Source organism: Arthrobacter rhamnosi (genome assembly GCF_054510975.1).
In genome coordinates this window covers 791,387-806,127 of record NZ_JBTNDN010000001.1, presented here as the reverse complement: position 1 = coordinate 806,127, position 14,741 = coordinate 791,387, and the positions used below count along the sequence as shown (strand labels likewise).

Sequence of the window (14,741 nt, the reverse complement as noted above, 5' to 3'; positions counted from 1 at the left end):
TCCGGCTGGACAGCGGTGACGCGCGGGCCCTGGGACCGGTAGCGCCCCGCTCGTTGCCACCGATCCTCCAGGAGGAACCCATGAAGACCGTCAACGCCTATGCCGCCCCGTCCGCAACGGATCCGCTCGTACCGACCACCATCGAGCGCCGCGACGTCGGACCGAAGGACGTGCTGATCAGGATCGCGTACGCGGAAATCTGCCACTCCGACATCCATACCGTGCGGGGCGAGTGGGGACCCCAGCAGTACCCGCTCACCGTCGGTCACGAGATCGTCGGCGTCGTCGAGGAGGCCGGTAGCGAGGTCACCCTGCACACGGTCGGAGACCGTGTGGGTGTCGGCTGCATGGTGGATTCCTGCCGCACCTGCGCGAACTGCCGGCAGGGGGAGGAGCAGTACTGCCTGAACGGCAACACCGGGACCTATGCCGGAGTGGACCGCGACGGCTCGATCACCCAGGGCGGCTACTCCACCCACATCGTGGTCGTCGAGGACTTCGTGCTGTCGGTCCCCGAGAGCATCCCCTACGAGGCCGCCGCGCCCCTCCTGTGCGCGGGTGTCACAACCTACTCGCCGCTCGCGCACTGGAACGCGGGACCGGGAAAGAAGGTCGCCGTCGTGGGACTCGGCGGACTCGGGCACATGGCCGTCAAGATCGCGCACGCCATGGGCGCCGAGGTCACCGTCCTGTCCCAGACCCTCAGCAAGGAGGACGACGGCAAGCGCTTCGGGGCCGAGTGCTACTACGCCACGAGCGACCCCGACACCTTCAAGCAGCTCGCGAACACCTTCGACCTCATCATCAACACCGTGAGCGCGAAGATCGACCTCGACGCCTACCTCTCGCTCCTCGGCCTGGACGGGACCATGGTCAACGTGGGGGCCCCGGCGGACGCCCTTCCCCTGCACGTGTTCACGCTGTTCAACCAGCGGCGCTCCTTCGCGGGATCCGGGATCGGCAGCATCCGGGAGACCCAGGAGATGCTGGACTTCTGCGCCGAGCACGGCATCGCGCCCGAGATCGAGCTCATCCCGGCCGATGCCATCAACGAGGCCTACGAGCGCGTGCTCGCCTCCGACGTGCGCTACCGCTTCGTGATCGACGCGGCCACCCTCGCCTGATCCGCACTCACGGGGCGCGGCGCCGGCGGGCGCCCCGCCCCGCGGGGGAGCACACGCAGGAAGGTACCAGCCAGTAAGCTGAGCGGCGGTGGCCAATTCCGGCCCCGCGCCGCCGGTTCCGGTCAGACCGCGGCAGGATTCTTCTGAACGGGTAAGGGCATGGGCGTGGGGCGGATGCAGGCGGTCGCGGGGAGACTGGCAGCGTTGTCCCCGGCGACCCTCCACGTCCTGTTCGCCCTGATGCTCGCCATGGCCGCCGTCTTCGGACGCCACAGCACCCTCGAGTCCTCGGGTCTCGCCCTCGTGTGGCCTGCAGCGGGCATCAACTTCCTCTGGGGGTTGTGGGCCTCCAGGTCGCGGCGCGACCTCACCATTGCACTGACCGCCACCGTTCCCGTCCTTGCCGCGGTCAACCTCTCGACCGGCCTCAGTGTCGCCCTTGCCCTGGCCGTGGCGCTGGGGAGTGTGGCGCAGACCGCTGTCGCCGCCTACTTCTTCCGTCGGCTGGTCCCGGCCCTGCGCGTGCAGAGTGTGGGGGAGTACCTCCGTCTGGGTGTCATAGCCCTCGGCGCCTGTTCGGTCGGCGCGCTGTTCATCGTCGTCGGCGTCGCCCTGGAGGGCTCGGTGGAGCCGTTCTCCGCCTTCGTCCCATGGCTGGTCCGCCACGCGGTGTCCCTGACCGCGATCGGCTCCCTCGGGATCGTGGCGGCTTCGAGCATCAGAAGCCGCGCGACGGGCGGTCCCCGCCCGCCCCTCACCGTCGCGCAACGTGGCGAGTACGCACTCCTGGTCCTGGCCTCCGTGATCCTCTACGTCGCCACGTTCGGGGCGAGTGCCACCCTGCCCATCGCCTACACGACCATCCCCGCCCACATGTGGGCAGGTCTCCGGCTCCGGTCCGGATGGGCCATGCTGCACGGCCTCGTATGCGGCGCGTTCCTGGTCTTCTTCACCCTTGCGGGTCGTGGGCCCTTCCAGGACCTCGATGCCGACGTCTCCGCCTACGTGGCGCAGTCCTTCATGTTCATCGCGTTCTCGCTGTCCGCCGTCCTGGCGCTCAGCATGGACGAGCGGCGTCGCCTCATCGACCGCCTCTACAGTGCCAACGAGGAGGCGCGGGCCGCGGCGGACCTCCGCGACCTCGTGATCGGCAGGATGAACGACGGCGTCCTCGTCGCGGGACCGGACAAGCGGCTGATCTTCCAGAACGCGGCGAGCGAACGCTGGCTGGGCCCGGGGACCGCCCGCCCCGGTGAGGTGTGGCGGCGGGACTACGAGGCCACAACCCCCGGCGGAGGGCAGATCGACGAGGCCGACAATCCCCTGCTTCTCGCACTGGACGGGACGGTGACGGAGCGGATGGACATCGACCTCACGCACTGTTCCGGAGAGGTACTGCACCTGTCCGTCGACGCGATGCCCCTGCCCGGTGAGCGTGGCGCGGTCGTGGTGATGCGCAACGTCACCGAAGAGCGCGCGTACCAGCGCGACCTCGGGCGCTTCGCGTCCGTCGTCGCGCACGACCTCCTGACGCCGCTCACGGTCTTCGACGGGTGGCTCGAGATGCTCGAGGATCCGAACCTGCCGCCGGCCGAGCGGCAGGCCAGCATCGAGCGCCTGCAGCAGGCGAGCGTCCGCATGCGCAATCTCATCCGCAACCTCCTGGCCTACAGCCTCGCCAAGGAGGAGAAGCTCACGGCCTCCCGCGTCGACGTGGCCCGCGTGGTCGAGGGCATCTTCGACCTGCGGGCGGTGCTCCCGGGCACGCAGCTTCCCGCTGTCCGGTTCGACGTCGATGCGACGCGCCCCGTCTACGCCGACGAGCGCCTCTTCCTGCAGCTCATGGAGAACCTCGTGGGCAATGCCATGAAGTACGGGCGGACCGACGGCACGGGACGGGTCAGTGTGGCGACGTCGGCCGACCCGGCCACCGGCAGGACCCTCGTCCAGGTGCGCGACAACGGCATCGGTATCCCCGAGGGCGATCTCGATCGCGTTTTCGAGGAGTTCCACCGCTCGGAGAACGGGCTCGGCCAGGCCACGGGGACGGGCCTCGGCCTTGCCATCTGCCGCCGCATCGCCGAGAGCCATGGCGGCTGGATCAGGGTCCGCAACGTGGAGGAGGGCGGCGCCGAATTCACTGTCAGCCTGCCGGGGTCGCCGGATCAGCTACCCGAGGGCATCCCACTGGTCGACGCGGACGACGCCCCCCGGGTCCCGGCGCCGTAGGCTGCGCTCCGCCGTCGGAGGCTTCCCGGCTGCCGCGGCGTCAGGTCGCGTCCGGGGCCCGGCGCGGGTACATCTTGGGAGAGCCGGCGTGGCCCCTGCCGCTGCGTATCCCGGCCAGGATCTCGGCCATCGCCTCACGCGAGGAATGCTGTGCCTCCCACCCCAGCTGCGTCCTGGCCCTGGTGGTGTCCAGGACGGGGCTCTGTGCCGCCAGGTCGATCCAGCCCGGGTCGGTGCGCTGGATGTGGAGCCTCCAACTCGCGCCGACGATCCACCGCAGCAGGCGTGTCGGTAGTCCGATCACTCGGCGCGCGCCGAGCAGGTCGGCGAGGCGCTCCGGTGTCAGTTCGGGCTCGGCGGCGATGTTGAACGCTCCGGACGCGCGCCGCGCCACCACCCGCCAGTAGGCCTCCGCGATGTCCGCGGCGTGGACGGCCTGGAAGATGAAGCTCGACGGGATCGGCAGGAGGGGCAGGGGCAGGCCGCCGAGCAGGATCTTCGGGACGAGCGGCCCCAGGAAGTAGCGGCCCACCTCGCTGCCCGCGGGGTCCTGGAAGATCAGTGAGGGGCGCAGGCGTGCCACGGGGATCTCGGGGTGGTCCCGCTCGAAGCCGTCCAGCAGGCGTTCCTGCTCGGCTTTCTGGCGACTGTACTGGGAAGACTGCACACCGTCGGTCGGCCAGGACTCGTCCCTGCGGGTGTCCTTGTCCGAGGGGGAATAGGCGGCGACGGAGGACGCACACACGAAATGACGCACGCCGGCGGTGCCGGCGGCATGGAGCGCGTTAGCCGTACCGGTGACGTTGGTACGGCGCATGGCGGCCTCGTCCCGGTTCGGTTGGATAGCCCAGGCGAGGTGTATTACGGCGTCCACCCCCGCGAGCGCGAGCGTCAGGGCATCCCGGCCCTCGTCCGTCCCGACGTCGATGGCGTGCCAGTCCACGCCGTCGTAGGGTTCCTGAGCGGTATCCGGGATGGTACGGGCGATCGCGGTGAGCGAGATGCCGCCCGCGTCCTCCGCCGTGTCGTAGCCGGACCGCTGGATCGCCTCCCGGTCGCGGGCTGCCCGCTGGAGGCGGGAGAGGACCGCCGTGCCCACGTTTCCGGTGGCGCCGATGACTGCGATGCGCATGCTGTACTCCTGGCGGGCGGTTGCGGGAGATGGGGTGTGTGCTGATCCGAACTGGACTACTAAGTAAGCTTATGGTGCAGTGGAAGGAAACGTACAGCCGTCGATGGCGGCTGACATCGATGTCAGGGCCTGACCGGGAGGAATCCGTGAGCAGTAACAGCAGGGTAAGCAGCGACCCGCAGAGTGAGGCGGGCAAGAAGGCGCAGGCCGCGCCCGACCCCAATGATCCCCGCAAGCCCGACGATCCGGGTGACGTCGCGAAGCCGGCCTGGAAATACATCTTCAAGCGGTCGCTCAACGAGTTCGGCAAGGACCAGTGCACCGACCTGGCCGCCGCGCTGACCTACTATGCGGTGCTCGCGATCTTCCCGGGCATCCTCGCCCTGCTGTCCCTCCTCGGTCTGTTCGGTCAGGCCCAGAACACGACGAACCAAGTCCTGGAGATCGTCGGCCAGTTCGCCCCGGCCGACGCCGTGAAGACGATCAAGCCGACGATCGAGGGCCTCGCCTCCAACCAGGCGGCCGGGCTGACCTTCGTGATCGGCCTCCTGGGTGCCATCTGGTCGGCCTCGGGGTATGTCAACGCCTTCTCCCGCGCCATGAACCGGGTGTACGAGGTGGAGGAGGGCCGTGGCTTCTTCAAGCTCCGCCCGCAGATGCTCCTCATCACCGTCGTCGTGCTCGTGCTGATCGTGATCATGGGCCTCATGCTCGTCCTGTCGGGTCCGGTTGCCGAAGCGGTGGGGAACACCATCGGCCTCGGTGGAACCGCACTCACCATCTGGAACATCGCCAAGTGGCCCGTCATCGTGTTCTTCGCCGTGCTCATGATCGCCGTGCTGTACTACGGTGCACCGAACATCAAGCAGCCCAAGTTCCGCTGGATGAGCCTGGGCGGTTTCATCGCCCTGCTCGTCCTCGCGATCACCACGGCGGCGTTCTCCCTCTACGTCGCGAATTTCGGCAACTACGACAAGACGTACGGCGCCATCGCCGGCGTGATCGTCCTGCTCCTCTGGATCTGGCTGGCGAACCTGTCGCTCCTGTTCGGTGTCGAGTTCGACGCCGAGACGGAACGCGGCCGTGAACTTCAGGCAGGCCTCGAGGCCGAGGACAGCATCCAGCTGCCGCCCCGCGACAGCAAGGCCGCCGAAAAGAAGCACGAGAAGCACCGCAAGCTCGTCAACGCGGGACGCGAGCTGCGCGAGAAGTACGGTCGCGAGGCCGCCGGACGGTAGGCGACCCTCGACGCACAGGAGGCCCGGACGTGTCAACGGCCGGGCCTCCTGCATGTCCGCCGTCCTAGACTGGCGGTATGTCCGACACCCAGCAGGCTGACACGTCCGAGCACAGCACCAAAGGGTCCTACGTGACCTCCGGGGAGGAGTTCACCCGCGACACCCAGTACATCGAGACGAGGATCACGCGCGACGGCGCCGACGGCTACCCGGTTGAGGCCGGGCGCTACCGCCTCATCGCTGCTCGGGCCTGCCCCTGGGCCAACCGCGCCATCATCGTCCGGCGGCTCCTCGGACTCGAGGACGCCATCTCCCTCGGCACGCCGGGGCCCACGCACGACAGCCGCTCCTGGACCTTCGACCTCGACCCGGACGGCCGCGACCCTGTGCTCGGCATCGAGCGGCTGCAGGAGGCGTTCTTCAAGCGCGATCCCGGCTACTCGCGCGGCATCACGGTCCCGGCGATCGTGGACACCACCACGGGTGCGGTGGTGACCAACAACTTCCCGCAGATCACGCTCGACTTCTCCAGCGAGTGGAAGGACTTCCACCGCGAGGGCGCGCCGGACCTGTACCCGGAGGAGCTCCGCGGGGAGATCGACACCGTCAACAGGCGGGTGTTCACCGAGGTGAACAACGGCGTGTACCGCTGCGGTTTCGCGGGCTCCCAGAAGGCCTACGACGCCGCCTACGACCGGCTGTTCACGGCCCTGGACTGGCTCGAGGGCCGCCTGTCCACGCAGCGGTTCCTCGTCGGGGACACCATCACGGAGGCCGACGTCCGACTGTTCACGACACTGGTCCGCTTCGATCCCGTCTACCACGGCCACTTCAAGTGCAACCGGAACAAGCTCACTGAGATGCCCGCGCTCTGGGGGTACGCCCGGGACCTGTTCCAGACCCCGGGGTTCGGTGACACGATCGACTTCGAGCAGATCAAGAAGCACTACTACATCGTCCACGAGGACATCAATCCGACCGGGATCGTGCCCAAGGGGCCGGACCTGGCGGGGTGGACCACGGCGCACGGCCGGGAGTCCCTCGGCGGACGGCCCTTCGGGGACGGGACGCCGCCCGCCGGCGCGTAGGGCTGCCGCGGCATTCGCGGCGGCCCTGCCGCGGGGCATTAGGGAACAAACTCGTTTCTTAATGGCACGGAGCATAGGCTAGCCTTACTTCAGACCGATCGTCCGTCTGAGGGAGGCTCCATGGCAGTCCAGGCCTCCTCCCTGCGCCCCGCGCCCGCCGGGGATTCCCGCCCCGCCGTCCGCCGGTCCTCAACGCGGCGGGCCCTGGTGAAACTCCTTCTCGCGGCGGTGGTCCTCCTCGCATGCTGCCTCGCCTCGCTCACCATCGGGGCCCGTTCCGTGGGCCTTCCCACGATGATCGACGCCGTCACCGCCTTCGATCCCGCCAACGGCGACCAGGCCGTCGTGCTCTCCCGCGTCCCCCGGACCGTCATCGGGCTGCTCGTCGGCGCAGCGCTGGCGACCGCCGGCGCCGCCCTGCAGGGCATCGCCCGGAACCCGCTCGCGGACCCCGGCATCCTCGGGCTCAACGCCGGGGCCTCGCTCGCGGTCGTCGTCGGCATCTACCTCTTCGGGCTCAGCAGTGCCTCCGGCTACATCTGGTTCGCCTTCGCCGGCGCGGGCGCCGCGGCGCTCGCCGTCTACGCCGTGGCGAGCCTAGGCCGTGAGGGCGCGACGCCGGTGAAGCTCGCCCTCGCCGGCGCCGCACTGGCGGCGGGACTCGCGAGCCTCACGAACGCCGTCCTCGTCTCGAGCCAGGAGACCCTGGATGCCTTCCGCTTCTGGCAGGTCGGCACGCTGTCCGGGCGGGGGTGGGACGTCATCGCCGCCGTGGCCCCGTTCCTCCTCGGAGGACTCGTGCTGACCCTCGGAACGGGCAAGGTCCTCAACAGTCTGGCGCTGGGCGACGACGTCGCGCGCGGACTCGGCCAGAACGTGCACCTGGCGCGTGGCGTCACAGCACTGGGCGTCGTGGTCCTGTGCGGCGCGGCAACGGCCGCTGCCGGACCGGTCGCCTTCGTGGGCCTCGTGATCCCGCATATGGTGCGGCTCGCGGTCGGGGCGGACTACCGCTGGATCCTGCCGTTCTCCGCACTTCTCGGACCCGTCCTGCTGCTGGGGGCCGACATCCTCGGCCGGGTCATCCTGCCGCCGGGCGAGGTGCAGGTGGGCATCATGACGGCCGTGGTCGGCGCCCCCTTCTTCATCTGGCTCGTGCGCCGGCGAAGGATGGCGCAGCTGTGAGCACCTCGCTCCACCGCAGCCCCGGTTCCCCGTTCACTCCTCCGGCCGCCCCGGCCGCCCGGCTCGCGCTCGTCCGCGCGCGCCGCCGACGGAGCAACGGTGTCCGCGTCGGTGCCGCCGCGGGCGTCGTCGTCGTGCTGTTCGCCGTCACCGTCCTGCTCGGCTCCTACACTGTGACCATCCCCGACTTCTTCCGGATCCTCGGCGGCGCCGACATCCCCGGGGCCAGCTTCATCGTCCTCGAGAACAAGCTGCCCCGCGCCGTGACCGGCGTCCTGGTGGGCCTGGCCTTCGGCGTCGCCGGCGCGGTCTTCCAGACGATGCTGCGGAACCCGCTGGCGAGTCCGGACATCATCGGCATCAGCTACGGGGCGAGCGCCTCCGCCGTCACGGCCATCGTCCTCTTCGGGGCCGCGGGCGCCGCGGTGTCACTCTCGGCGCTCACCGGCGCGCTGGTGGTCGCCGCGGCGATCTACCTCATCGCACGCCGCGGGGGAGTGGCCGGCTACCGGCTCATCCTCGTCGGCATCGGGTGCGCGGCGCTGATGCACGCGCTGGTGAGTTTCCTGATCACCCGCACCGATCTCCGCACGGCGACCGAAGCGCTGCTCTGGCTCACCGGCTCGCTCAATGCGAGCAACTGGGACCGCGCCACCGTGCTGGCTGCCGCCCTGGCGTTCCTCCTGCCCGCCACGGCCGTCCTCTCGCGCAGCCTGCAGGGCCTGGAGCTGGGCGACGACGCCGCAGCCGGTCTCGGGGTACGCGTCGAGGCGTCGCGGCTGGGACTGATGTCCACCGCCGTCGCCCTCGCGGCGGTCGCCACCGCCGCGGCCGGGCCGATCGCCTCCGTCGCCTTTCTGTCCGGGCCGATCGCACGCCGGCTGCTCGGCAACCGACCGTCGCTGACGATGGCGGCCCTCGTGGGTGCCGTCATCGTCCTCGCGGCGGACTTCGTCGCCGCGAACCTCGTTCCCGGGACGTCGCTGCCCGTCGGCGTCGTCACCGGCGCGCTCGGGGCGCCGTTCCTGCTGTGGCTGCTCGCCACGGCGAACCGATCAGGCCAGGGAGGCTGACAATGGCTCCGCGCCAGGACCCCGGAGCGGCGGCACTGTCCGCCGAGGACCTCACGCTTGCCTACGACGAGCGCACCGTCGTCGACGCCCTCTCCGTCGACCTGCCGCCCGGACGGGTCACGGTGATCGTCGGCGCGAACGCGTGCGGCAAGTCGACGCTGCTGCGCGGGCTCGCACGGCTGCTCAAGCCGGCCGGGGGCACCGTGGTGCTCAACGGGTCGGACATCCAGGAGCAGTCCACGAAGGCCGTCGCACGCGTCCTCGGGCTTCTCCCGCAGACCCCGGTCGCTCCGGACGGCATCAGCGTCGCCGACCTCGTGGGTCGGGGCCGGTACCCCCACCAGGGCTGGTTCCGCCAGTGGACGCCCGAGGACGACGACGCCGTGGCGAGCGCCCTCGAGGCCACGGGCACGCTCGCCCTCGCCGACCGTACGGTGGACGAGCTGAGCGGCGGGCAGCGCCAGCGCGTGTGGATCGCCATGGCCCTCGCCCAGCAGACGGGGATCCTGCTCCTCGACGAGCCCACCACCTTCCTCGACGTCACGCACCAGATCGAGGTCCTCGACCTGATCACCGACCTCAACCGGCGTTCGGGCACCACCGTCGTCATGGTGCTGCACGATCTCAACCTGGCCGCGCGCTACGCCGACCACCTGATCGCCATGCGGGACGGCCGGATCGTGGCCGAGGGGCCGCCGGCCGCCGTCGTCACCCAGGAGACGGTGTCCGGCGTGTTCGACCTGGAGTGCCGGGTCGTCGAGGATCCCGTGTCCGGCACACCCATGGTGGTTCCCATCGGCAGGTACCACGGCCCGTCGCCCGTCCGTGCCCGGACGTCCCCCGCCGGCGAGCAGGCCCGGGGCTACCGACCCAATCCCCAGGACACCGTTCCGGCCCCCGTGGAGGCAGCATCATGACCGAGATGACCCGGCGCAGCGCGCGGCGTACCGCCGCCGACACCGAACCGATGGTGCTGGCGTTCGACGTCGTCGTCACGGCCGTGCAGGACCTCGGTGCCACCTTCCGGCGCATCACCTTCGGCGGTGCGTGCCTCGAGGCGTTCGGGGTGGCCGGGGACAGCCTCGACCTCCGGATCAAGGTCATCATCCCGTCGGCCGGCCGGCAGTGCCCCGATATCGCAGGCCTCATGGAGCGCGGGAACGCATCGAACTGGTACCAGCTGTGGCTCGGCATGGAGGCGGAGGAGCGCGGGTTCATGCGCACCTACACCGTGCGCACCGCGCGCCGGCGGGGCCCGCGGACGGAGATCGACGTCGACTTCGTCCTGCACCTCGACGACGACGGTCGCGGCGGCCCGGCGTCGGAGTGGGCCGCGGCTGCCCGGCCCGGCGACCGGGTCTGCATGATCGGCCCCAACGCGTCAGCGGCGCAGTGCAGGACGGCGGGTGCGTACGGAGGCATCGAGTGGAGCCCCGGCCTCGCCCAGCACGTCCTCCTCGCCGGGGACGAGACGGCAGTACCGGCCATCAGCGCCATCCTCGAGGCACTCCCCGAGGACATCAGCGGCTCCGCGTTCCTCGAGGTCCCGGACCTGCAGGACGTCCAGCCGATCGCGACGCGGTCGGCGGTGACCGTCACCTGGCTGGCCCGGGCGGGGAAGCCGCACGGCGAATTGCTGGAGGCAGCCGTGCGGGACGCGGTGCGCGTGCCGGGATGGGTGTCGCTCTCGGGCCCGGATGTCCAGGGGGGAAGCGAGCCCGAGGATGTCGATGTCGACGGGACCATCCTCTGGGAGACCCCGCAGCTGCTCGACGCGGCCGTCGTGCAGTCGACGGTCAATCCCGGGCGCCCCTCCGGCACGCAGCCCTTCTACGCGTGGATCGCCGGTGAGGCTGCCGTCGTGCGCGGGCTGCGGCGCTACCTGGTGCGGGACGTGGGCGTGGACCGGAAGCAGGTCGCGTTCATGGGCTACTGGCGCAAGGGGCGCGCGGAACTGGCCTGATCCAGCCGTCGAACCGTTCCGGACCGCTTCCTGCACCACGTCGGGTATCGGGCGACCTTTATCACATTTATCCCCAGATGCGATAACGAAATTGTAACATCGTGCGCTCTGACCTACTGTTTTAAGCAGTCAAAGCTGGATTCCAGATCCAGGTCCGTACGCCTAACCCTGTCAGCGGACCGCCTGAACACACTGTGACAGGGGTGGAGGACCCACGTTCCGGCGGCTTGAACCGCCTCGGGGTGAAGCCCTTCCATGCTAGTCCGGCCCCGCCTGCGGCATTCCCGCGGTGGAGGGCCGCGCAGAGGGGCCGAGTCAACTCTTGCTCGAATCCGACAGCTAACTTCGCCGGCGTTCCAGAGAGGTAAGCAGTTGCTCCATACCGTTCTGCCCGAGCGCCATCGCGCCTCCGACGATCGCGCCCTTCAGTGGGTTTCGCAGCCGACGCGCCGCGACCTCCGGCACGAAAGAGCCGGAGGTACGACGGCGTTCGCGCGACTGCGCGGAAACGCCGCTACGGCCGGCCTCTTCATTGCCTCGGCGGGACTGCTGCTGGGTGCCGTCGCACCCTCGGCAACGACGGCGGCCACCCCTGCAGCAGGCATGCAGGCCGTCACGGCTGCTGCGGAAGCGCCGGTGACCTTCACCCTCGAGGGTGCCGGTCGGGCGGTGGAGGGTGTCGCCCCGGCCATCGCGAGTGCCCGGGCCCTCTCCGCCGAACTCACTCCCGCGCTCCAGGACCGCAAGGCCTTCGGGGCTCCGGTGGACAACCCGGTCGTTGCCTCCACCTTCGGCTACCGCGTCAACCCCGTGAGTGGGGCCTCGGACGAACTCCACGAGGGCCTGGACTTCGCCGGCGCCTGCGGGACGCCGGTCAAGGCAGCGGATGCCGGCACCGTCGTCGACTCCGGCTGGCATGCCTACGGCGGGGGCCAGCGCATCGTGGTCGACCACGGCGACGGCCTGAAGACCACCTACAACCACCTGAGCGCCCTCGACGTGCCAGCCGGCACCACGGTGAAGCGCGGGGAAGCCCTCGGGGCGGTCGGCAGCACCGGGAACTCCACCGGCTGCCACCTCCACTTCGAGGTGATGGTCGACGACAAGAAGGTCGACCCGAAGCCCTGGCTGTAGCCGGCCGATCCTCCCCTGCTAGGGCAGCGGCTCACTGACGACGGCGGGGTCCTTGTACCCCAGCGGCATCCGCAGGCGCAGCGAATCCGGCTTCACCTCGAACGCCATGTGCGTGGCCTTGCCGAGGGGATCGCCGTCGAGCTGCACCTCCAGCGGTTCGTGCAGCGTGACCTCGGCCGTGCGGCACTGGAAGTACTCCAGGGACGGGTCCTTGCCCTTGCCGCGGGTGAACAGCTTCCCGGCGACGGCGAGCCAGCCGAACTTCCCCCGGGGTGCCAGGGTCATGAGGTCCATCAGGCCGTCGTCGATCTTCGCGCCCGGGAAGATCTCGAGGCCGCCCATGATCTTGCCGCAGTTGCCGCCCATCACGCTGCGCAAGCGGCGCTCGAAGGACCTGCCGCCGTCCACCGAGATGGTGGTGCGCGCCGGCCTGCCCGGCAGGTTGCGGATCCCGGCGTCGACGTAGGCCAGCCAGCCCACCTTGTCCTTCAGGTCGTCGCGCGTGTCCGACATGATGGCGGCGTCGTACCCGATGCCGGCCATGACCAGGAACACGTGCGCGTCCTGCGCCCGGTCCACCGTCACGTGCACCACGTCGATGGTGCGCTCGGTCCCGCGGAAAGCGGCCTCGACGGCGGCATCCGGATCGTCGATGGCGATGTCGAGGTTGCGGGCCAGCAGGTTGCCGGTGCCCAGCGGGACGAGGGCCATCATGGTGCCGGTCCCCGCGAGTTCCTCGGCCACGCAGCGCACCGTGCCGTCCCCGCCTGCCGCGATCACGAGGTCCACTCCGGCGTCGAGGGCCTCGCGTGCCTGGCCGTGCCCGGGGTCGTCCGCGGTGGTCTCGATGACCAGGGGCTCCTCCCAGCCGTCCTCGGCGGAGATGCGCTGGACAGCGCCCTGCACGTCGACGGTGGTGACCTTGATGGGATTGATGATGAGCGCGGCACGTCGGCCGCGCGATCCGGTGTCCGGAGCCGTGTCCGGAGTCGCGTCCGGAGTCGCGTCGGGGGATGCGTCGGGCATGATGTCCTTCGTGCGGGTGTCAACGGATGGCTCCGTCGAGCTTATCCCGGGGGCCGTCGGTGCCGAGGGTAATCTTTGACGGTGACCTTTCCCCAGCGTTATGTGGCCCTTGGCGATTCCTTCACCGAAGGGGTGGGTGACTGGGACCCGGGGTCCCCCAACGGTGTCCGTGGCTGGGCCGACCGGGTGGCCGAGCAGCTCATCCTGGCCGACGAGTCCTGGGGCTACGCGAACCTCGCCATCCGCGGCAAGAAGATGCGCCAGATCCTCGACGAGCAGGTCGACGCGGCTTTGGCGCTCGAGCCGACGCTCGTCACCCTCTACGCCGGCGCCAACGACATCCTGCGCCCCCGGGTGGACATCGACCGGCTGATGTCCTCCTACGACGACGGCATCGGCAGGCTCCGCGACGCGGGAGCCGACGTCGTGCTCTTCACCGGCTTCGATACCTCGGGGTCGGCCGTCTTCGGCAAGACCCGCGGGCGCACCGCGGTGTACAACGAGTGGGTGCGTGAGATCGCGGACAGGCGCGAGGCCACGATCGTCGACTACTGGCGCCTGCGCGAGTTCCAGGACTGGAGGTACTGGGACGTCGACCGGATGCACATGTCCACGGCGGGACACACGCTCATGGCCGCCCGGGTCCTAGAGGCCATGAAGGCCTCGCATGCCATCGACCTGCCGGAGCTCGATGCGCGCCCGGCCCTTCGGCGGATGGAGCAGCTGCGGGCGGACGCGCAGTGGGCGCGCGAATACGTCACGCCGTGGGTCGGCAGGCGCCTGCGCGGAGTCTCCTCCGGAGATGCCCTGACCGCGAAGTACCCCGTCCCGGTCCACCCGCACCGGGCATCCACCCGGGTCTGAGGGCCTGCGCGAGTACGGTCCCCGCCCCAGCCGCAACCCGGCGAGGGGGCCGGAGGCCCTCTACGGGGCAGGGGAGGGCGTGTGCCAGAATGAGCGGATGGCGGCGCAATGGCTCACACCCGACGAGCGGCGGGCATGGCTGGCTCTCTACGCGCTGACGGCCCTGCTCCCGGCATCCCTCGACGCCCAGCTGTTCCGTGAGGCCCGGATCACCCTGTTCGACTACCACGTGCTGGCGATGCTCTCCGAGTCGGAAGGGACGCGCCTGCCCATGAGCGAACTCGCCGCCCGCTCGGCGGCGTCGCTCTCACGCCTGAGCCACGTGGTGAAGAAGCTGGAGGCCCGGGGCTGGGTCACGAGGCTGCCCTCCGACTCCGATGGGCGCGTGACCACGGCCTCGCTCACCCCTGCAGGGCTCGAGACGCTGACCGAACTCGCCGTGTCCCACGTCGCGCAGGTCCGCTCCACGGTGTTCGACGCCCTGGACGGACAGGACGTCGCGGACCTGGAGAGGGTGGGCCGCAAGATCCTCCGGGGTATGGACGGCGCCCACTGGATCCTGTCCGACGGCGAAGCGGCGGCCGAGGCCGCCGTTCTGGGTCCCGCGTCCCCCTCCCTCCACGGGGGACCGGCCTCCGATCATGAGGCACTCACCACCGGGCAGTGACCCGGCAGGACAAGGACG

13 protein-coding genes and 1 riboswitch are annotated in these 14,741 nt (G+C 70.1%); of the genes, 11 read left to right on the top strand and 2 right to left on the bottom strand.

Features of this window, described 5'->3' with window-relative positions; all coding sequences use genetic code 11:
* Nucleotides 1-80: 80 nt before the first annotated feature.
* Together ACX80J_RS03740 and ACX80J_RS03735 are read left to right on the top strand one after the other, a co-directional pair.
* Nucleotides 81-1,124 carry an NAD(P)-dependent alcohol dehydrogenase gene (locus tag ACX80J_RS03740; protein WP_459346854.1) on the top strand — a complete coding sequence of 348 codons (1,044 nt, stop codon included), beginning with the start codon at nucleotides 81-83 and terminating at the stop codon, nucleotides 1,122-1,124.
* Between the two features lie 159 nt (nucleotides 1,125-1,283).
* The gene (locus ACX80J_RS03735) at nucleotides 1,284-3,353 is read left to right on the top strand and encodes a sensor histidine kinase (RefSeq protein ID WP_459346853.1); all 2,070 of its coding nucleotides are present in this window, start codon (nucleotides 1,284-1,286) and stop codon (nucleotides 3,351-3,353) included.
* Between the two features lie 40 nt (nucleotides 3,354-3,393).
* On the opposite strand, the gene ACX80J_RS03730 is transcribed toward ACX80J_RS03735, so the two are convergent.
* Entirely contained in the window at nucleotides 3,394-4,485 is a 1,092-nt protein-coding gene (locus tag ACX80J_RS03730) for an NAD-dependent epimerase/dehydratase family protein (RefSeq protein WP_459346852.1), read from the bottom strand.
* A gap of 119 nt (nucleotides 4,486-4,604) precedes the next feature.
* Here ACX80J_RS03730 and ACX80J_RS03725 point away from each other — a divergent pair, with 119 nt between their 5' ends.
* From ACX80J_RS03725 to ACX80J_RS03695, 7 genes are all read left to right on the top strand, one after another.
* Nucleotides 4,605-5,723 (top strand): YihY/virulence factor BrkB family protein, encoded by a 1,119-nt coding sequence (locus ACX80J_RS03725; protein ID WP_459345300.1) that lies wholly within the window; start codon nucleotides 4,605-4,607, stop codon nucleotides 5,721-5,723.
* Between the two features lie 77 nt (nucleotides 5,724-5,800).
* Nucleotides 5,801-6,811, top strand: a complete 1,011-nt coding sequence (locus ACX80J_RS03720; protein WP_459346851.1) for a glutathione S-transferase family protein — start codon at nucleotides 5,801-5,803, stop codon at nucleotides 6,809-6,811.
* Between the two features lie 120 nt (nucleotides 6,812-6,931).
* Nucleotides 6,932-7,996 carry a FecCD family ABC transporter permease gene (locus ACX80J_RS03715; protein ID WP_459346850.1) on the top strand — a complete coding sequence of 355 codons (1,065 nt, stop codon included), beginning with the start codon at nucleotides 6,932-6,934 and terminating at the stop codon, nucleotides 7,994-7,996.
* Between the two features lie 134 nt (nucleotides 7,997-8,130).
* Complete coding sequence (locus ACX80J_RS03710; protein ID WP_459345430.1) at nucleotides 8,131-9,069, top strand: FecCD family ABC transporter permease; 939 nt, start codon at nucleotides 8,131-8,133, stop codon at nucleotides 9,067-9,069.
* Between the two features lie 2 nt (nucleotides 9,070-9,071).
* Nucleotides 9,072-9,986 carry an ABC transporter ATP-binding protein gene (locus tag ACX80J_RS03705; RefSeq protein WP_459346849.1) on the top strand — a complete coding sequence of 305 codons (915 nt, stop codon included), beginning with the start codon at nucleotides 9,072-9,074 and terminating at the stop codon, nucleotides 9,984-9,986.
* Nucleotides 9,983-11,032: a siderophore-interacting protein gene (locus ACX80J_RS03700; protein WP_459346848.1), complete on the top strand. Its 1,050-nt coding sequence runs from the start codon at nucleotides 9,983-9,985 to the stop codon at nucleotides 11,030-11,032. Before ACX80J_RS03705 ends, ACX80J_RS03700 begins: the two co-directional genes overlap by 4 nt.
* A gap of 170 nt (nucleotides 11,033-11,202) precedes the next feature.
* Nucleotides 11,203-11,401: riboswitch (cyclic di-AMP (ydaO/yuaA leader) on the top strand.
* A gap of 3 nt (nucleotides 11,402-11,404) precedes the next feature.
* Nucleotides 11,405-12,166, top strand: coding sequence for a M23 family metallopeptidase (locus ACX80J_RS03695; protein ID WP_459345295.1), 762 nt, complete (start codon nucleotides 11,405-11,407; stop codon nucleotides 12,164-12,166).
* Between the two features lie 18 nt (nucleotides 12,167-12,184).
* On the opposite strand, the gene ACX80J_RS03690 is transcribed toward ACX80J_RS03695, so the two are convergent.
* Nucleotides 12,185-13,192 (bottom strand): diacylglycerol/lipid kinase family protein, encoded by a 1,008-nt coding sequence (locus ACX80J_RS03690; RefSeq protein WP_459345294.1) that lies wholly within the window; start codon nucleotides 13,190-13,192, stop codon nucleotides 12,185-12,187.
* A gap of 81 nt (nucleotides 13,193-13,273) precedes the next feature.
* On the opposite strand from ACX80J_RS03690, the gene ACX80J_RS03685 reads away from it, so the two are divergent.
* The gene (locus ACX80J_RS03685; RefSeq protein WP_459346847.1) at nucleotides 13,274-14,056 is read left to right on the top strand and encodes an SGNH/GDSL hydrolase family protein; all 783 of its coding nucleotides are present in this window, start codon (nucleotides 13,274-13,276) and stop codon (nucleotides 14,054-14,056) included.
* 97 nt (nucleotides 14,057-14,153) lie between these two features.
* Entirely contained in the window at nucleotides 14,154-14,723 is a 570-nt protein-coding gene (locus tag ACX80J_RS03680) for a MarR family winged helix-turn-helix transcriptional regulator (protein WP_459345292.1), read from the top strand.
* Nucleotides 14,724-14,741: the final 18 nt, after the last annotated feature.